The 18,307-nt window shown below is 70.7% G+C and carries 16 protein-coding genes; 10 read left to right on the forward strand and 6 right to left on the reverse strand.

Annotation, left to right across the window (positions count from 1 at the left end):
• The first annotated feature begins 98 nt into the window (after positions 1 to 98).
• From FHT38_RS07495 to FHT38_RS07505, 3 genes are read left to right on the forward strand one after another with little or no spacing between them, the layout of a single operon-like run.
• Positions 99 to 566, forward strand: a complete 468-nt coding sequence (locus FHT38_RS07495) for a response regulator (RefSeq protein ID WP_183491028.1) — start codon at positions 99 to 101, stop codon at positions 564 to 566.
• A 16-nt stretch (positions 567 to 582) separates the two neighbouring features.
• Positions 583 to 1,218 carry a UdgX family uracil-DNA binding protein gene (locus tag FHT38_RS07500; protein ID WP_183491030.1) on the forward strand — a complete coding sequence of 212 codons (636 nt, stop codon included), beginning with the start codon at positions 583 to 585 and terminating at the stop codon, positions 1,216 to 1,218.
• A 57-nt stretch (positions 1,219 to 1,275) separates the two neighbouring features.
• Positions 1,276 to 2,238 (forward strand): helix-turn-helix domain-containing GNAT family N-acetyltransferase, encoded by a 963-nt coding sequence (locus FHT38_RS07505; protein WP_183491032.1) that lies wholly within the window; start codon positions 1,276 to 1,278, stop codon positions 2,236 to 2,238.
• A 65-nt stretch (positions 2,239 to 2,303) separates the two neighbouring features.
• Here FHT38_RS07505 and FHT38_RS07510 read toward each other — a convergent pair whose 3' ends face one another.
• Together FHT38_RS07510 and FHT38_RS07515 are read right to left on the reverse strand one after the other, a co-directional pair.
• The gene (locus FHT38_RS07510) at positions 2,304 to 4,301 is read right to left on the reverse strand and encodes a TonB-dependent siderophore receptor (protein WP_255488625.1); all 1,998 of its coding nucleotides are present in this window, start codon (positions 4,299 to 4,301) and stop codon (positions 2,304 to 2,306) included.
• Between the two features lie 595 nt (positions 4,302 to 4,896).
• On the reverse strand, positions 4,897 to 6,435 hold the full coding sequence (locus FHT38_RS07515; RefSeq protein WP_183491036.1) for an alkaline phosphatase: 1,539 nt from the start codon (positions 6,433 to 6,435) through the stop codon (positions 4,897 to 4,899).
• A 138-nt stretch (positions 6,436 to 6,573) separates the two neighbouring features.
• On the opposite strand from FHT38_RS07515, the gene FHT38_RS07520 reads away from it, so the two are divergent.
• Positions 6,574 to 6,981 carry a hypothetical protein gene (locus FHT38_RS07520; protein ID WP_183491038.1) on the forward strand — a complete coding sequence of 136 codons (408 nt, stop codon included), beginning with the start codon at positions 6,574 to 6,576 and terminating at the stop codon, positions 6,979 to 6,981.
• Between the two features lie 49 nt (positions 6,982 to 7,030).
• Here the strand turns inward: FHT38_RS07520 and FHT38_RS07525 are convergent, their stop codons facing one another.
• From FHT38_RS07525 to FHT38_RS07535, 3 genes are all read right to left on the reverse strand, one after another.
• Positions 7,031 to 7,534, reverse strand: a complete 504-nt coding sequence (locus tag FHT38_RS07525; protein WP_183491040.1) for a hypothetical protein — start codon at positions 7,532 to 7,534, stop codon at positions 7,031 to 7,033.
• Between the two features lie 100 nt (positions 7,535 to 7,634).
• Positions 7,635 to 8,222, reverse strand: a complete 588-nt coding sequence (locus FHT38_RS07530; protein ID WP_183491042.1) for a TetR/AcrR family transcriptional regulator — start codon at positions 8,220 to 8,222, stop codon at positions 7,635 to 7,637.
• 85 nt (positions 8,223 to 8,307) lie between these two features.
• Complete coding sequence (locus FHT38_RS07535; RefSeq protein ID WP_183491044.1) at positions 8,308 to 9,468, reverse strand: iron-containing alcohol dehydrogenase; 1,161 nt, start codon at positions 9,466 to 9,468, stop codon at positions 8,308 to 8,310.
• A gap of 164 nt (positions 9,469 to 9,632) precedes the next feature.
• Here FHT38_RS07535 and FHT38_RS07540 point away from each other — a divergent pair, with 164 nt between their 5' ends.
• The 6 genes from FHT38_RS07540 to sodC all read left to right on the forward strand — a co-directional run bounded on the left by FHT38_RS07540 (position 9,633) and on the right by sodC (position 15,499).
• Positions 9,633 to 10,643: an alpha/beta hydrolase gene (locus FHT38_RS07540; RefSeq protein WP_091724126.1), complete on the forward strand. Its 1,011-nt coding sequence runs from the start codon at positions 9,633 to 9,635 to the stop codon at positions 10,641 to 10,643.
• The gene (locus FHT38_RS07545) at positions 10,640 to 11,521 is read left to right on the forward strand and encodes a YbgC/FadM family acyl-CoA thioesterase (protein WP_183491046.1); all 882 of its coding nucleotides are present in this window, start codon (positions 10,640 to 10,642) and stop codon (positions 11,519 to 11,521) included. The genes FHT38_RS07540 and FHT38_RS07545 overlap by 4 nt, the downstream gene beginning before the upstream one ends.
• 182 nt (positions 11,522 to 11,703) lie before the next feature.
• Positions 11,704 to 13,905: a catalase/peroxidase HPI gene (gene katG / locus FHT38_RS07550; RefSeq protein WP_183491048.1), complete on the forward strand. Its 2,202-nt coding sequence runs from the start codon at positions 11,704 to 11,706 to the stop codon at positions 13,903 to 13,905.
• A gap of 156 nt (positions 13,906 to 14,061) precedes the next feature.
• The gene (locus FHT38_RS07555; protein ID WP_175538215.1) at positions 14,062 to 14,208 is read left to right on the forward strand and encodes a hypothetical protein; all 147 of its coding nucleotides are present in this window, start codon (positions 14,062 to 14,064) and stop codon (positions 14,206 to 14,208) included.
• Positions 14,205 to 14,675: a hypothetical protein gene (locus FHT38_RS07560; RefSeq protein ID WP_091724134.1), complete on the forward strand. Its 471-nt coding sequence runs from the start codon at positions 14,205 to 14,207 to the stop codon at positions 14,673 to 14,675. The genes FHT38_RS07555 and FHT38_RS07560 overlap by 4 nt, the downstream gene beginning before the upstream one ends.
• 287 nt (positions 14,676 to 14,962) lie before the next feature.
• On the forward strand, positions 14,963 to 15,499 hold the full coding sequence (gene sodC, locus FHT38_RS07565; protein WP_183491050.1) for a superoxide dismutase family protein: 537 nt from the start codon (positions 14,963 to 14,965) through the stop codon (positions 15,497 to 15,499).
• 184 nt (positions 15,500 to 15,683) lie between these two features.
• On the opposite strand, the gene acnB is transcribed toward sodC, so the two are convergent.
• Complete coding sequence (gene acnB / locus FHT38_RS07570) at positions 15,684 to 18,272, reverse strand: bifunctional aconitate hydratase 2/2-methylisocitrate dehydratase (protein WP_183491052.1); 2,589 nt, start codon at positions 18,270 to 18,272, stop codon at positions 15,684 to 15,686.
• Positions 18,273 to 18,307: the final 35 nt, after the last annotated feature.

Below are 18,307 nucleotides of genomic sequence, written 5' to 3' on the forward strand. Positions count from 1 at the left end.
CTTGCCCTCATCGGTCATCGACGGACGGCTTTGGCCGGACGCGCTTTGTCGCGCGGGTAGGGCTGTTGCGTCGTGTTGCACTCTGGGAGAACACCTCGATGTCCGAACCATCGCCTCATGCGCTGCGGGTGCTCGTCATTGACGACGACCCGGAGGGAGCGCGCAGCCTCAGCGAGCTGTTCCGCTGCTACGGCTGCGCGACGGCGGTGGCCTACAGCGGCCGGGTCGGCCTGCGGCTGCTCAAGCTGTTCAAGCCGGAGCTGGTGTTCGTCGACTTCGACATGCCCGACATGAATGGCCTGGAGGTGGTGTCCGAAGCCAAGCTCATCGACGCCGAGGCCGGCCGCCACGTGATGTACGTCTGCCTGACCGGCGGCGGCCCCGAGATCACCGATGAGAGCGCCGGCGCGGCGGGCTTCAACCGCTTGCTCTACAAGCCGCTGAAGGTGACCGACCTGCTGGCGGTATTGCTGACCGCCCGGCCCGGCAATTTCGTCGCCGGCAGCAGCGCGCCGGCGATCCGGCCGGCGCGTCCGGCGTACGGGGATCGCACGCCGAGGCATTGAGTGGGCCGGAAGCGACATGGCCCGCGTCGCTCGCGCCGTCAGGCAGGCCCAGTGGGCGCAGCTCGCCGAGCAGGCGAAGGCGTGCCAAGCCTGTCCCTTGTGGCAGGGCGCGACACAGACGGTGTTTGGTGAAGGACCGGTCGCGGCGCGGCTGATGCTCGTCGGCGAGCAGCCCGGCGATCGCGAGGATCTGCAGGGGCATCCCTTCGTCGGCCCGGCGGGGCGTCTGCTTGATGAGGCGCTCGAGCAACTGGGCTGGCCGCGCGACCAGCTCTACCTGACCAACGCGGTCAAGCACTTCAAGTACGAGTTGCGCGGCAAACGGCGGATGCACAAGTCGCCGGCGCAGCGCGAGGTGCAGGCCTGCGCGCCGTGGCTGGAGCAGGAGATCGCCACGGTGGACCCGGCCGCGATCGTGGCGCTCGGCGCGACGGCGGCCCGTGCGGTGCTCGGGCATGCGGTGCCGGTGCTGGCGAATCGCGGCCAGTGGCTCGCGCGCGAGGATGGCCGGCGCGTGCTGATCACGCTGCATCCGTCGGCGCTGCTGCGCGATCGCGGGCCGGATCGTGACGCGGCGATCGCCGCGTGGATCGAGGACCTGCGCCGCGCCGGGGAGCTGCCGAAGCGTGGCGGCGCTCCGCCCAACGTGTGAGGTCCGCTGGCAATCAATTGCTTGCCAAAAGCAAGTAGATGGCGCAGCATGCGCGCCATGACCGACAGTGACCGTATCGAAGCCGTCCGCCGCTTCAACCGCTTCTACACGCGCCGCATCGGCGTGCTCGACGAAGGGCTGCTGGACTCCGAGTTCAGCCTCACCGAGTGCCGCATCCTCTGGGAGCTGGCGCATCTGGACGCCGGGGCCGGGATGACCGCGACCGAGCTGGGGCGGCTGCTGGACCTGGACGCCGGCTACCTCAGCCGCTTGCTGCGCCATCTGAAGGAGCGCGACCTGGTGCGCGCGTCGCGCAGCGAGGCGGACGCCCGGCAGTCGCTGCTGACGCTGAGCCCGGCCGGCCGCAAGGCCTTCAAGCCGCTGGATCGCCGCTCGCGCGAGCAGGTGGGCGAGTTGTTGGGCCAGCTCGGCGAGGCCCAGCAGGTGGAACTGCTGCAGGCGCTGCGGCGGGTGCAGTCGCTGCTCGAGGAGCCGGGCGCGAAGCCGGCGACGGGCGGCTTCCTGCTGCGTCCGCACCGGCCCGGCGACATGGGCTGGATCGTCGCGCGGCATGGCGCGCTCTATGCGCGCGAGTACCAGTTCGACATGAGCTTCGAGGCGCTGGTGGCGCGCATCGCCGCCGACTTCCTCGAGCGCTTCGACCCGCGTCGCGAGGCCTGCTGGATCGCCGAGCGCGACGGCACCAACATCGGCAGCGTCGCGCTGGTGCAGGCCCGCGACGAGGCGACCGGCGCGCCGATCGACGGCGTGGCGCAGCTGCGACTGCTGCTGGTGGAGCCCTCGGCGCGCGGACTCGGATTGGGTGATCGCCTCGTCGCCGAGTGCCACCGCTTCGCCCGCGAGGCCGGTTACCGGCAGGTGCGCCTGTGGACCAACAGCCAGCTCGATGCCGCCAAGCACATCTATCGCAAGGCGGGCTACCAGTTGGTCGCGAGCGAGCCCTTCCAGGGATTCGGCCTGGATCTCGTGGGCGAGACCTGGGAACTGACGCTGGGCTGATCCGCGAGCACCTGGTCCGCCGCGCCCAGCGTTGCCGCGCTCGCCAGGCTCAAGAGCTGAGTAGCTCAGTAGCTGAGCTGCAGGCTCAGCGTCCAGGTGCGGCCCAGCGCCGGCGAAACCACGTTGGCGTTGATGGCGCCGTCGAAGTAGTCCTTGTCGAGCAGGTTCTTCAAGCCCGCATTGACGCGCCAGGCCGGGCCGGCGTAGCCGACGCTCGCATCGACGACCGCGTAGCCGGGCAGCGCGAAGGGCAGGCTGCCGCGTTGGCGGCTCACCGCGCGACCTCCGAGGCCCAAGGTCCAGTTCGGCAGCCCGGTCGGCTTGTACAGCGCCCACAGCGTCGCCGCATGCAGCGGCTGCAGGTTGATCGGCTTGCCGAGGATCGCGGCGTTGTTGTCGCGCGTGACCCGCGCGTCGGTGTAGGCGTAGCCGGCGGTCAGGCTCAGTCCGTCCTTGAGCCGGGCGCCCACCTCGAGTTCAACGCCGCGCGACTGCTGCTCGCCGGTCTGCACGCTGAAGCCGGTGTTGACCGGATCCGAGGTTGTGACGTTGCGCCGCTTGAGGTCGAACACCGCCAGCGAGCCGGTGAGCCGACCGTCCGCCGATTCGTGTTTCAGGCCCCATTCCCACTGCTTGCCGGTCTCGGGCACGAAGCCCCGGCCGTCGAAGTCCTGGCCGCTGACCGGCAGGAAGGACTCGGACCAGCTGACGTAGGTGGACCAGCCGGGCAGGAACTCCTTGACCAGACCGGCGCTGCCGACGGTGGCCGCGTCGGTCTTCAGCGACTGCGTGTTGCGGACGCGGTCCTCGAGCCGCTCGCGCGAATGGTCGCGGCGCAGGCCCACCAGCGCGGTCCAGCCGGCGCCGAACTTCATCTGGTCCTGCAGGTAGAGGCCCGCCACCGTCAGCGTCGACGGCGCGAAGGCGGTCAGGTTGGCGGGGCAGGTGGCCGGCATGCCGTACTGCGGATTGAACAGGTCCAGCGGCGCGATCGTGCAGGCGCGCGAGCCCTGGCGGCTGTGGCCGCGGCGCGCGTCCAGGCCGACGACCACTTGGTGCGCGACCGGCCCGGTGTCCGCCCGGTAGAGCAGCGAGGTGTCGGTGGCGAGCAGGTCGTAGTCCAGGTACTGCCGCGTCGCCGAGCGATTCTGCAGACGGCGATTGGCTTGCAGCGCCTGCAGCGCGACGAAGTTGCCGGTGCCCGATTCCTCCTCGTAGCGCACGCCCTGGCGCAGCGTCAGCGCCGGATCGAAGCGGTGCTCCAGGCTGTAGCCCAGGGTCTTCTGCTCGACGTCGTAGCCGCCGAAGGCGGTATCGCCGGTGAACATCCGGCGGTCCACCGTGCCGTTGGGATTGGGCAGCAGCGTGCCGTAGGGCGTCGTGCCCTGCTGGCGGATCCACTGGCTGTGCGAGTAGCTGCTGAAGATCACGACCTCGGTGTCACGGCCGAAGTCGATCGACAGCGACGGCGAGATCCAGCGGTCCTTGCGCCAGACCTGGTCGGTGGCGTCGTCGCCGTCGGAGGTCTGCGCGGTGATGCGCAGTGCGGTGCGGCCGTTGGCGGAGAGCGGCTCGTTGATGTCGGCGGACAGCGTGCGGCTGTTGAAACTGCCGATGTCGATGCCGCCATCGAGGCGGCGTACTGTCTCGGGCCGCTTGCTGACCGCATTGACCAGGCCGCCGGGCTGGACCTGGCCGTAGAGGATCGAGGACGCGCCCTTGAGCACCTCGAAGCGCTCGTAGGCGTAGCTGGTCAGGCGCGTCCACATGCCGGGGCTCTGCACCAGGCCGTCGATCAGGATGGACTCGGTGGAGCGGAAGCCGCGGATGTTGATGTCGTCGAAGCCTCGGCGGCCGAAGTTCACCGGGCTCACGCCGGGCACCGTCTGCAGCGCCTGCTGCAGGTTGGTGATCTGGCGCGAGTCCATCACCTCGCGGGTCACGACGCTCATCGAGCGCGGGGTCTCGAGCAGGCGCATCTCGGCCTTGCCGGCGGTGATGCCCTGCGTCGGCGCGAAGCCGGTGTCGCGCTGGACGCTGCCGTAGATCACGACCGAGTCCATGCGGCGCGGCTCGGCCTCCGAGGCGGCATCGGCAGGCGCGGCCGGCGCGGCGGTGCCGCCGGGTGCCACAGGGCCACTGGTTGCCACAGGGCCGCCGGACTGGGACGCGGACGCCGACGGCGTCTGGGCAAGGGCGATGGGGCCGTGCACGCTCAGCGCGATGAACACGGCGATAGCGACGGGATGCTGGGCGGGCGCGCACGGGCGCGGCAGCGTGGAACGACGATGGAGACGGAAGGACATGGACGTCGACGGCAACGGGACGCCGGCGCGGGACACGCACGGCGCACGGGGTGGAGGAATCCGCGTTGCATGGCGTCAGCGAGCAAGACACGGCAGATCAGCCGGCCCCGCGAGGACGGGACCGGCGGCGGCATCGAGGCCGCGATCGAGGCGTTGGCTGGCTGTGCGGATGGCCGCGTCGTGGACGGGCCTGGCTGGCTCGCGCTCCGCGTCGGTGGCGGAGGGCGCTGGCGGCGGGTGGGGCGGACCATCGCTCCCGGGCCGCGAGCGGGGCGGAGTGTACCGAGTTTGTTTCGCGCGCCGAGGAAGCACGGCGACGCCGCGGGGGCGATCGGCGTCCCGTCGCTGCGCCTCAGGAGGCTGCCTGCGCGCCCGGTCGCCCCGCCTCGACGACGAAGCGCGCCGCGGTCGACACCGGGCTCTTCGCATCCCACGGCGACGCCACGCCGCGCAGCTCGACATCGAGCCGGTCCACCCTCAGCTCGAAACGCATGTAGCCGCGCTGGTCGCTGCGGCCGTAGCGCAGGTGCGGATTGAAGGGCAGGGCCTTGTCCAGCTGCGACTGCTCCGCGCCGTGGCTGGAGATCGAGGTGCCGCAGAACTCGCTGGCCAGCACAGGCGCCCGCTCGTCGTCCCAGTCCAGCTTCAGGTCGGCCACGTAGTTGGCGTGGACGTCGCCGCCCAGCACCACCGTGTTGGGCACGCGCCGCGCCTGGAGGTCGCGCAGCAGGCGCTCGCGCGCGAAGGGATAACCGTCCCAGCCGTCGGTCCAGTAGCGCCCCGGCCCCTGCGCCGGATCCTGCCGGTTGAAGCGCGCCATCAGGGTCTGCTGCGCCAGCAGGTTCCACGGCCGCGTGGCGTCCCAGCTGTCGCGCAGCCATTGCTCCTGCGGCCCGCCCAGCAGCGTGCGGCGCGTGTCCAGGAGCTCTGGACAGCCCTTCACGTTCACGGTGTTGGAGCCGCCGCGGCCGGGCTTGGGGCAAACCTGCGGATCGCGCCAGGAGCGATCGTCGAGGGTGATCAGCCGCGCCAGTCGGCCCCAGTCGACGCGGTGGCTGAGCGCGATGTCCACGCCCTTGGGCCGCATCGATGCCGGGAAGGGCTGGTGCTCCCAGTACGCCTGCGCCGCGGCGACGCGACGTTGATGGAAGTCCGGCGCCAGGTCCTGCGACACGTCGCCGGCCCAGTCGTTCTGCACCTCGTGGTCGTCCCAGGTCAGGATCCAGGGCGCGTTCGCATGCATCGCCTGCAGCTGCGGGTCGCGCTTGTACTGGGCGTAGCGGTCGCGGTAGTCGGCCAGGCTGCGGCACTGCGGCCCATGGTGGCGCCGCGGCACGCGGGCATCGTGCGGCGTGGCGTATTCATAGATGTAGTCGCCCAGGAACAGCACCAGGTCGAGGTCCTGCCTCGCCATGTCGCCCCAGGCCGCGTACTCGCCGTGGTCGAAACGCTGGCAGGACGCGATGGCGAAGCGCAGGGCCGCCGGCATCGCGTCGGCCGCCGGCGCGGTGCGGGTGCGGCCAGCCGGGCTCTGCTGCCCCAGGGCGCGAAACCGATACCAGTACCAGCGGTCCGGGCGCAGGCCGGCGGGCTCCGCATGCACGCTGTGGGCGGTGCCGGGCTCGGCGTGCTCGATGCCGCGCGCGACCACGGTCCGGAAGGCCTCGTCCTGCGCCAGCTCCCAGTGCACCGGCACCGTCGCCGGCAGGGCCTCGCCGAGGAGCCGCGTCCACAGCACCACGCGGTCGGCGCGCGGACTGCCGGAGGCGACGCCGAGCGCGAACAGCGGCTCGGCGGCCGCATCGGCGTGCCGCAGCAGCGCCGGCGCGCAGCCGGCGACGAGAGCGGCCTGCAGCAGGCCGCGGCGGGAGAGCGATCCAGGGCAAGTCATGGCCCCGAGCGTAATCCGGGACGCTGACGGCGCCACGAGGCCATGACGCCACAGCGGCGCGACGACACGGCGGCGCGGCGCGCGGCCGCACGGGCGCCCGGTACGATCCAGCCTCATCGCTCCCGCCTACCGCCGCGCATGACCACCCAGCTCATCCTCTTCCGTCTCGCCATCCAGAGCAGCTACGTCGCCAACTCCGAGGAGCCGGCGACCGAGGACACCTTCGACACCATCCAGTTCTTCGCCTCCAACGGCGCCGCGTGGCGGATCAAGACCTATGCCACCGACCAGGACGTGCATGTCTGGTCGCTCGACGGCGGCGAGCTCGGCGACCTGGTCGAGCTGGCGGTCAGCAACACCGAGGCCAACTACGGCGACGTGCTGGAGGAGGGCTACATCATCGACTCCGAGACCGGCCTGGACGGCGTGCGGGAGCAGCTCGAGGCGCGCGGCCTGCCGCCGCATCTGAACGAGACCTCGGTCGGCGCGGTGTTCTGGACGCCGCCGGGCTCCAGCTACAAGTCCAGGAGCCGGCCCGGCAACTGAGCGCCGCCCCGCGCGCTCGCGCGTGGTCGAGCGAGGGTCCAGCTCGTCATCACCGGCTGCCGGCGCGGTTCTCCGCCCGGATCGCCAGCCCCTGCAGCGCGAAGCCGACCGCGAACGCCAGCAGCCAGCCCAGCAGCACCGCCTTCACCACCGGATCGTCCGGACCGGTGGCCAGCGGATGCGCGACCGGCAGCCGTGTCAGCGTCTCGTTGATGCCGGGCACCAGCAGCAGGAAGAAGCTGAACGAGAGGCCGAAGGTCTGCGCATAGGGCCTCAGCCGGCCGAGGACACCCAGCCGCGGCGCGACCCAGGTGCCGCCGAACGCCGCCAGCAGGGCCAGCACGCCCAGCACGTGACCGGGATTGATGCCGGTGACGCTCGACAGCCCGAAGGCGGTGAACACCGACAGCGTCAGTCCGGCGAGATAGACCTGGCCGGAGCGCGTGGAGGGCTCGATGCGACGCCTGCGCGCGAAGCCGTGCAGGCCCGCGACGAGCGGGATCAGGCTGATCAGGGTGTGCGCGATGCCGAGCGATGAAAGCGGGTGGGGCATGGGGACCTCGTTGAAGCAGGTGATGAAAGTGCGATCTACTAGTTGGTAGATTGATGGCGCGAAAGAAGGGCGGCCGAAGCCGCCCGCGGTGAATCGCCCGTCAGGCGGGCTGGGTCAGCTTGAGGATCGCCGGCTGCACGATGGCGGCGAAGGACTTGGGGTCGTCCAGCGCCCGCGCCACCAGCATCGCGCCGTGCACGACCGCCATGAACGAGCGCGCCGAGATCGCGGGGCTGTTGAGCAGGTGGAACTGGCCGGCCCCGACGCCGCGGGTGAGCACCGACGCCAGCCAGGCGTTCAGGTCGTGGAAATGGGCGCGTACCTCGGCGGCCACGTCCTCGGGAATGGTCGGCATCTCGGTGGCCAGCATCGCGCAGATGCAGAAGGGATGCTCGCCGCTGCGGATGCAGCCGGCCCAGTAGTCCGCATAGGCGTTGAGCTCGGACAGCGGATCGTCGAACTGCCGCTCCAGCGAGGCGAGCCCTTGCCGCGCTTCCTCCCGGTAACGCGCGACCACCGTCTGCACCAGCGCCGCCTTGCTCGGGAAGTGATGGTGGATGCTGGCCTTGGTGATGCCCACCCGCTCGGCCAGGTCGGCATAGCTGAAGCTGTTGTAGCCGCCGGCGACCAGCAGCGCCCGCGTGTGGGCGGCGATCTCGGCGGCTTTCGGGGAGAGCTCGATGGTCATGAATGCGGAGGCCGTCGCGTGAAACTGGGTCGCACTCTACTAGTTGGTAGGTTGTTTGTCAAAGCCCCCGAGGCTAGCCTGCGGCTCACATCGACTCGTCCAGCATCCGGCGGTAATCGCCGGCCGAAGCCTCGCGCGGGTTGGTCTTGTGGCAGTGGTCATGCAGCGCGCGCTCGACGATCTGGTCGTACAGCTCGTTCGTCACACCCATCTCGCGCAGGCCCGAGGGCAGGCCGAGCCGCTGGTTCATCGCCTTGACCGCGCCAGCCAGCTCGTCGGCCGGCGTGCCTTCCTGCAGGTTCATCGCATGGCCCATGCGGGCGATCTTGTCGTCGCGCCGCATCGAGTCGTGCATGCCGTTGAAGCGGATCACCGCCGGCAGGAAGACCGCGTTGAGCGTGCCGTGGTGCAGCCTGGGCATCAGCCCGCCGAGCGCGTGGCTCAGCGAATGCACGCAGCCCAGTCCCTTCTGGAAGGCCAGCGCCCCCATGGTGCTGGCCGCCATCATGTCGAGCCGGGCGTCGAGGTCGTCGGGATGCGTGGTGGCGCGCTCGATCTGGCGCCAGCCGCGGCGCAGGCCCTCCAGCGCGATGCCGTCGGCCGGCGGATTGAAGGCGGCCGACATGAAGGTCTCCATGCAGTGCGCGATCGCGTCCATGCCGGTGGCGGCGGTCAGCACGGCGGGCAGCTTGCGCGTCAGCTCCGGATCGCAGACGGCCGAGCGCGGCATCAGCGTCCAGTTGTGGAAGCCCAGCTTGCGGCCGTCGTCCACGATGATGATCGCGCCGCGAGCCACCTCGGAGCCGGTGCCGGCGGTGGTCGGCACGGCGATCAGCGGCGCGGCCTGCGGGCCGATGTTGCCGGCGCCGCCGAGGATGGTCGCGTACGCCGTCAGCGGGCCCTCGTGGGTGGCCGCGATCGCGACGCCCTTGGCCAGGTCGATGCTGGAGCCGCCGCCGATCGCGATCAGCCCGTCGCAGCCGTGGGCGCGGTAGAGCGCGGCGGCCTCGCGCACCGCGGCCTCGGTCGGATTCGGCGGGGTGCCGTCGTAGACGGGCAGGGCGGCGGCGTCGATCGGGGACGCGGTCCAGGCCTCGATCACCAGGTCCAGCACGCCGGCCGCGCGCACGCCCTTGTCGGTGACGATCAGCGGCCGCGTGATGCCGGCACGGGCGCATTCCGCGCCCAGCACGCGGCGCGCGCCGACCTCGAGATGGATGTGGGTGAGGTACTGGATCAGGGCCATGGGCGGAGTCCTTCTGCCGGGAGGTGGACGAGGGGGAAGGCGGGTCTTGGCGCCGCTTCGGCGACGGCGCGCGTTGTCTGGGAAAATCCCGCGATTGCGGCTCGGCGAACGGCTGAGCCTACGCCCTGGAGTTCCCGTTGAGTAGCACCTTGTTGACACCGCGGATGGCCGCGGTGCTCGAGCGCATCCACCGCGCCAACCGCCCGTCCTTCCACAGCCTCTCGCCCAAGCAGGCGCGCATCGCCTACCTGATGGGCGCGGAGATCCTGGACCTGCCGCGGGCGCCCTTGCCGCGCATCGAGAACCTGGCAATCCCCGGTCCCGCCGGCGACATCGCGGTGCGCCTGTACGCCCCGGTCACGCGCGAGGATGCCGCCGCCCGCGATCCGCGCGGCCTGCCGGTGCTGCTGTATTTCCATGGCGGCGGCTTCGTCATCGGCAGCCTGGAGACCCACGACAGCCTGTGCCGCCAGCTGGCGCTGCGCAGCGGCGCGGCGGTCGTCGCGGTGGACTACCGCCTGGCGCCCGACCACCCGTTCCCCGCCGCCGTCGACGACTGCTGGGCCGCGCTCGCCTGGCTGGCGCAGGCCGCGCCGTCGCTGGGCCTGGACCGCGCGCGCATCGCCGTCGGCGGCGACAGCGCCGGCGGCACGCTGGCCGCGGTGACCGCGCTGCATGCCCGCGACATCCGCGCGCAGCTGGGCGTCCCGCTCGCGCTGCAACTGCTGATCACGCCGGGGGCGACGGCGCATGCGGACACCGACTCGCACCGCCGCTTCGCCAAGGGCCACCTGCTGGACGCCGACACCATCGCCTGGTTCTTCAACCAGTACATCCCGGCCGAGCGACGCGAGGACTGGCGCTTCGCGCCCCTGCAGGCCGAGGATCACGAGGACCTGGCGCCCGCCTGCTTCATCCTGGCCGAGGCCGATCCGCTGATCGACGAGGGCATCGCCTACGCCGACCTGCTGCGCGCCCGCGGCAACGCGGTGCGGCTGGAGCTGTACCGCGGCGTGACCCACGACTTCATCAAGATGGGTCGCAGCATCCCCGAAGCCGAGCAGGCGCTGGACGCCTGCGCCGATGCGCTCCGGACCGCCTTCGGCCTGCCGGCGCCGGCCACCGCCCCCGTGACTTCCACGACCTCCACGACCCCCACCGGGGCCTCCGCATGAGCAGCACCAACGCCTCCGCGCTCGCGCGCGACCGCTTCCGCTTCTTCGAACGCCTGCGCGTGCGCTGGGCCGAGATCGACGCGCAGCAGATCGTCTTCAACGGCCATTACCTGACCTACTTCGACACCGCGGTGGGCGGCTACTGGCGCGCGCTGGCGCTGCCCTACGCGCCGACGATGCAGGCGCTCGAGGGCGACCTGTTCGTGCGCAAGTCGACGATCGAATACCTGGGCTCGGCGCATTACGACGAGCTGCTGGACATCGGCGTGCGCACCGAGCGCGTCGGCACGACCTCGCTGACGGTCAGCTGCGCGGTGTTCCGCGGCGACGAGTGCCTGGTGCATGGCGAGCTGGTCTATGTCTTCGCCGATCCGGTGGCGCGCGTGCCCAAGGCAGTGCCTCAGGCGCTGCGCGAGCTGCTGCTGGGCTTCGAGCGCGGCGAGCCGATGACCGAGGCGCGCGTGGGCAACTGGGCGACGCTGGGCGCGGACGCGCACCGCATCCGGCAGGCCGTGTTCGTCGAGGAGCAGAAGATCCCCGCCGACATGGAGTGGGACGCCGCCGACGAGAGCTGCACGCACGCGGTCGCCTACAACCGGCTGGGCCGGCCGCTGGCCACGGGCCGGCTGCTGGAGCATGTGCCGGGCGTGGCCAAGATCGGCCGGATGGCGGTGCTGTCGCCGATGCGCGGCAGCCGCGTCGGCCGTCAGGTCCTGGACGCGCTGATGCAGGCCGGCCGCGAGCAGGGCTACCGCGAGGTGCTGCTGCACGCGCAGCTCAGCGCCGAAGGGTTCTACACGCGCGCCGGATTCCAGCGCCGCGGGCCGGTGTTCGAGGAAGCCGGGATCGCGCACGTGGAGATGGTGCGGGGGCTGTGACCAAGGCCCGGCTTCTCCAAGCTTGCCGCTATCCAGGCCATTAGGAATTGCAAATGGCTCTCTGATTGTCGATAGCAAATACTCGCCCCACCCCTGACATTCCAGGGGACAGGAAGCACCGCGTCGAGGAGGGCTCGACATCCTGGCGACGCGGTGCCGGCAGCAAGACAACTGGAGAAGCGATGAGTGAACAAGGCAAGTGCCCGGTGATGGGGCATGGCAGCGCGCCGGTGGCGCGGACCAACCGCGACTGGTGGCCCAACCAGCTCAACCTGTCGGTGCTGCGACAGCTTTCGGCCAAGTCCGATCCCATGGGCGAGGACTTCAACTACGCCGAGGAATTCAAGCGCCTGGACCTGGAGGCGCTCAAGCGCGACCTGACCGCGCTGATGACCGATTCCCAGCCCTGGTGGCCGGCCGACTGGGGCCACTACGGCGGGCTGTTCGTCCGCATGGCCTGGCACAGCGCCGGCACCTATCGCACGGCCGATGGCCGCGGCGGCGCCAGCGCCGGCAACCAGCGCTTCGCGCCGCTGAACAGCTGGCCCGACAACGGCAACCTCGACAAGGCGCGCCGCCTGCTGTGGCCGATCAAGCGCAAGTACGGGCAGCGGATCTCCTGGGCCGACCTGATGATCCTGGCGGGCAACGTCGCGATGGAATCGATGGGCTTCAAGACCTTCGGCTTCGCCGGCGGACGCGAGGACATCTGGGCGCCGGAGGAGGACGTCTACTGGGGCGCCGAAACCGAATGGCTGGCCACCAGCGACAAGCCGGGCAGCCGCTACACCGGCGAGCGCGAGCTGCAGAAGCCGCTGGCCGCGGTGCAGATGGGCCTGATCTACGTGAACCCGGAAGGCCCGGACGGCAAGCCCGATCCGGTGGCCTCGGGCCGTGACGTGCGCGACACCTTCGGCCGCATGGGCATGAACGACGAGGAGACCGTCGCCCTGGTGGCCGGCGGCCATACCTTCGGCAAGGCGCACGGCGCCGGCGATCCGAAGCTGGTCGGCCCGGAACCGGAGGCCGCGCCGATCGAGGCGATGGGGCTGGGCTGGATCAACCAGTTCGAGTCGGGCAAGGGCGTGCACACCACCACCAGCGGTATCGAGGGCGCGTGGAAGCCGAATCCGACCACCTGGGACAACGGCTACTTCGACATGCTGTTCGGCTACGAGTGGGAGCTGACCAAGAGTCCGGCGGGCGCCCACCAGTGGGTGGCCAAGGACGTCAAGCCCGAGCACATGATCCCGGACGCGCACGATCCGTCGCGCAAGCACGCGCCGATGATGACGACGGCCGATCTGTCGCTGCGCATGGATCCGATCTATGAGCCGATCTCGCGCCGCTTCCATCAGGATCCGGCCGCCTTCGCCGATGCCTACGCCCGCGCCTGGTTCAAGCTGACCCACCGCGACATGGGCCCGAAGTCGCGCTACCTGGGCCCGGACGTGCCGGCCGAGGACCTGCTCTGGCAGGACCCGCTGCCGGCCGTCGACCACGCGCTGATCGACGCGGCCGACATCGCGGCGCTGAAGACCCAGATCCTGGCGTTCGGCCTGACAGTGAGCGAGCTGGTGTCGACCGCCTGGGCCAGCGCCTCGACCTTCCGCGGTTCCGACAAGCGCGGCGGCGCCAACGGCGCGCGCATCCGCCTCGCGCCGCAGAAGGACTGGGAAGCGAACCAGCCGGCGCAACTGGCCAAGGTGCTGTCGGCGCTCGAGACCATCCAGCGCGACTTCAACGCGGCGGCGACGGGCGGCAAGCGCGTCTCGCTGGCCGACCTGATCGTGCTGGGCGGTGTTGCCGCGATCGAGCAGGCGGCCCAGGCCGCGGGCCATGCGGTCGTGGTGCCGTTCACCCCGGGCCGCACGGACGCTTCGCAGGCGCAGACCGACGTCGAGGGCTTCGCGGTGCTGGAGCCCGTCGCCGACGGCTTCCGCAACTACCAGAAGGCCCGCTTCACCGTCTCGGCCGAGGAGCTGCTCGTCGACAAGGCGCAGCTGCTGACGCTGGGCGCGCCCGAGATGACGGCGCTGGTCGGCGGTCTGCGGGTGCTCGGCGCCAATGTCGGCGGCGTGTCGCACGGTGTCTTCACCGACCGGCCTGGCGTGCTCACCAACGACTTCTTCGTCCACCTGCTGGACATGTCGACCCAGTGGCGCGCGAGCGCGCAGGACCCCGACGTGTTCGAAGGCCTGGATCGCGAGACCGGGCAGCCGCGCTGGACCGGCACCCGCGTGGACCTGGTGTTCGGCTCGAACTCGGTGTTGCGCGCGCTGGCCGAGGTCTACGGCAGCGCCGACGCGCAGGGCCGGTTCGTCCGGGACTTCGTCGCCGCGTGGACGAAGGTGATGAACCTGGACCGCTTCGACCTCGCCTGAGCGGCGGGTGACAAGACTGGCGCGATGAGCGCGCCATGAAGGGGCGGCGGGGCGCCCCCGGCCGGCAGGTCCGGCGCGGGGAGCCTCGCCGCCGGTCCCGGTCCCTCGACGGGCCGGGACGCGACAAGCAGACGGCGCAGGCCGCAGGAGACAGCCATGGTCATCGATGTTGTCCTCGATGCCGTCATCGACCTCGTCCGCGATGCGGCGAAGCGATGGCCCGCCGCCCCGGGCGGCAAGGACTGGCACCGCGAAGCGAGCGTCGCGCCGGGGCTGCGCGCCTGGACCCGGCGCTGGCCATGACGGCCCAGCGCTGCGTGCTCGCGGCGCGGAGCGGCCGGTCCGAAGGCGGCGTCGAGGGCGCCGACGCGGCATGCCAGGCGCTGCGCGGGCTGTGGGTGCGGGTGCTCGTCCAACTGCGCGAGCTCGGCCAGTCCTGCGCGACACCGGCGGCGCAGCAGCGGCTGCGGCGCATCGGCGTGCGGCGTCCCGACGTGCTCGTGGACGGCCTGGCCGGCGAATTCCGTCGGACCCACCAACTGGCCGCGATGGGCTGCTGCCTGCCGCCGGCGATCGAGGCGCTCGTGCCCGGCGCCATCGCCCCGCGCGATGAAGACGGCCTGGATCGCGGCTTCGAGGCGCTCAGCGCGAGCTACGCGCAACTGCTCGACCGCCTGGCGCCGCCGCCGGGCAGCCACCGTCACAACTGGCTGGAGAGCCGCGTGCGGGTGCATCTGGCGAGGGCCGAGGCGCTGCGAGGGGTGCTCTGACGTGGTGCTCCGAGGTGGAGCTCTGACGTGGCGCTTTCGCCTTCATCCCGAGGCGGGTGTGAAGGCCGGGTGAGCGCGGGGTGAGCAAGCGGTGAGCATCGGACGACGATTGGCTGCCCTGCGTGTTGCGCGGCTGCTGCGTCGCTTCGTTAGCGTGCGCGCGACGCGCCGTTGCACGATCATTCGACCCCAGGGCGCATCGCCGGTCTTCCCCGCCGGCCGGTGCCCCGACCGATGGCCGTCGTCGGCCCGGTCGCTTTTCCCGTCCATCCGAAGAGGAGTTTCGAATGAAAGTCGCCAAGTCCCTGTGCCTGGGCCTGATCGTGTCCGGTGCCACCCTGACGGCCGCGCATGCCGCCGAACTGACGGTGAACCTCGCCATCGCGCAGCCCGATGGGGCCGGCGCCTCGGCGGGCACGGTGCGCATCGTCGAGACGCCGTATGGCCTGGCCTTCTATCCGCAGCTCACGGGGCTGCCCGCCGGCCTGCATGGTTTCCATGTGCATGAGAACCCGTCCTGCGGGCCCGCCACGACCAACGGCACGGTGACGCCGGCCGGCGCGGCGGGCGGGCACTTCGATCCCAAGGGCAGCAAGCGCCATGGCGAGCCCTGGGGCGACGGCCACCTGGGCGACCTGCCGCCGCTGTTCGTCGCGCAGGACGGGCAGGCGATCAATCCGGTGCTGTCGCCGCGACTGACCAAGCTCGACGAGGTCAAGGGCCATGCCTTGATGGTCCATGCCGGCGGTGACAACCACGCCGACCATCCGGCCCCGCTGGGCGGTGGTGGCGCGCGCATCGCCTGCGGCGTGATCGGCGGTTGAGCAGCAGCGCAGCAGCGGCCGCTGGACGTCCGGACCGGACCCGCGCCGTCCGCGCCGTCGATTCACCATGAACAAGGGCCCGGAGGTTCGCACCTCCGGGCCCTTGTCGTTGGCGGGGCAGGGGACTCGACGTCCCCCGCGTCGCCGCGTCGCCGCGGACCGGGGTCCGCGATGGTCCGGCCGATCAGGCGACCGACTTCGCCGTCTCCGCGTATTCCTCGATCTGGTCGAAGTTCATGTAGCGGTAGACGCTGGCCTTGTCGGCATCGATGACGCCCATTTCCTTGAGGTACTCCGCCTTGGTCGGCAGGCGGCCCAGGCGGGACGCGATCGCGGCCAGCTCGGCCGAGCCCAGGAACACGTTGGTGTTCTTGCCCAGACGGTTGGGGAAGTTGCGCGTGGAGGTCGAGATGACCGTCGCGCCCTCGCGGACCTGCGCCTGGTTGCCCATGCACAGCGAGCAGCCCGGCATCTCGGTGCGCGCACCGGCGGTGCCGAAGGCGGCGTAATGGCCTTCCTTGATCAGCTCGCTCTGGTCCATCTTGGTCGGCGGCGCGACCCACAGCTTGACCGGGATGTCGCGCTGGCCGCCCAGCAGCTTGGCCGCCGCGCGGAAGTGACCGATGTTGGTCATGCACGAGCCGATGAAGGCCTCGTCGATCTTGGTGCCGGCGACTTCGGACAGCACCTTCGCGTCGTCCGGGTCGTTCGGGCAGCAGACGATCGGCTCGGTGATGTCGGCCAGGTCGATCTCGATGACGGCGGCGTACTCGGCGTCCTTGTCCGCTTCCAGCAGGTCCGGCTTGGCCAGCCAGGCCTCGACCTTCTCGATGCGGCGCTGCAGCGTCTTCGCGTCCGCGTAGCCGTCGGCGATCATGTTCTTCATCAGGACGATGTTGGAGGTGAGGTACTCCTTGATCGGCGCCGGATTCAGCTTGATCGTGCAGCCGGCGGCCGAGCGCTCGGCCGAGGCGTCGGACAGCTCGAAGGCTTGCTCGACCTTCAGGTCGGGCAGGCCCTCGATCTCCAGGATGCGGCCCGAGAAGATGTTCTTCTTGCCGGCCTTGGCCACGGTCAGCAGACCGGCCTTGATCGCGTACAGCGGGATCGCGTGGACCAGGTCGCGCAGCGTCACGCCCGGCTGCATCTCGCCCTTGAAGCGCACCAGCACCGATTCCGGCATGTCCAGCGGCATCACGCCGGTCGCGGCGCCGAAGGCCACCAGGCCCGAACCGGCCGGGAAGGAGATGCCGATCGGGAAACGGGTGTGCGAGTCGCCGCCGGTGCCCACGGTATCGGGCAGCAGCAGGCGGTTCAGCCAGCTGTGGATCACGCCGTCGCCCGGACGCAGCGACACGCCGCCGCGGTTGGAGATGAAGGCGGGCAGCTCGCGGTGCGTCTTCACGTCCACCGGCTTCGGATACGCGGCGGTGTGGCAGAAGGACTGCATCACCAGGTCGGCCGAGAAGCCCAGGCAGGCCAGGTCCTTCAGCTCGTCGCGGGTCATCGGGCCGGTCGTGTCCTGCGAACCGACCGTCGTCATCTTGGGCTCGCAGTAGGTGCCCGGACGCACGCCCTGGCCTTCCGGCAGGCCGACCGCGCGGCCGACCATCTTCTGCGCCAGCGTGAAGCCGGCGCTCGAGGCGGCCGGGGCTTGCGGCAGGCGGAACAGGGTGGAGGCGGGCAGGCCCAGGAACTCGCGCGCCTTGGCGGTCAGCGAGCGGCCGATGATCAGGTTGATCCGGCCGCCGGCGCGGACTTCGTCGAACAGCACGTCGCTCTTGAGCTTGAACTCGGCCACGGTCTCGCCGTTCTTCACCAGCTTGCCGTCATAGGGCAACACGTCGATGACGTCGCCCATCTCCAGCTTGGACACGTCGACCTCGATCGGCAGCGAGCCCGAGTCTTCCTGCGTGTTGAAGAAGATCGGCGCGATCTTGCCGCCCAGCGTCACGCCGCCGAAGCGCTTGTTGGGGACGAAGGGGATGTCCTGGCCGGTGGCCCAGATCACCGAGTTGGTCGCCGACTTGCGCGACGAGCCGGTGCCGACGACGTCGCCGACGTAGGCCACGACGTGGCCCTTCTTCTTCAGGTCCTCGATGAACTGCATCGGGCCGCGCCTGCCGTCCTCCTCGGGCTTGAAGGCCGCGTCGGGGCGGGTGTTCTTCAGCATCGCCAGGTAATGCAGCGGGATGTCCGGACGGCTCCAGGCGTCGGGCGCGGGCGACAGGTCGTCGGTGTTGGTCTCGCCCGGCACCTTGAAGACGGTGACGGTGATCTTCTTCTCGACTTCCGGACGCGAGGTGAACCACTCGGCGTCGGCCCAGCTCTGCATCACTTCCTTGGCCTTGGCGTTGCCCGCCTTGGCCTTGGCGGCGACGTCGTTGAAGTAGTCGAACATCAGCAGGGTCTTCTTCAGACCGTCGGCGGCGACGCCGGCGACTTCGGCGTCGTCCAGCAGCTCGATCAGCGGATGCACGTTGTAGCCGCCCACCATGGTGCCCAGCAGTTCGGTGGCCTTGGCCTTGGAGATCAGGCCCACCTTCAGGTCGCCGTGCGCGACGGCGGCCAGGAAGCTGGCCTTGACCTTGGCGGCGTCATCCACGCCTGGCGGCACGCGGTGGGTCAGCAGGTCCAGCAGGAAGGCCTCCTCGCCGGCCGGCGGGGTCTTGATGAGCTCGATCAGCTCGGCGACTTGCTTCGCGTCGAGCGGCAGCGGCGGGATGCCGAGCGCGGCGCGTTCGGCTTCATGTTGGCGATAGGCTTGCAGCATGCGAACTCCAGTGTGGTCTCTGCTTGGGTCGAAAG

Origin of the sequence: Mitsuaria sp. BK041 (assembly GCF_014193085.1) — a bacterium.
Lineage (GTDB): Bacteria > Pseudomonadota > Gammaproteobacteria > Burkholderiales > Burkholderiaceae_C > Roseateles.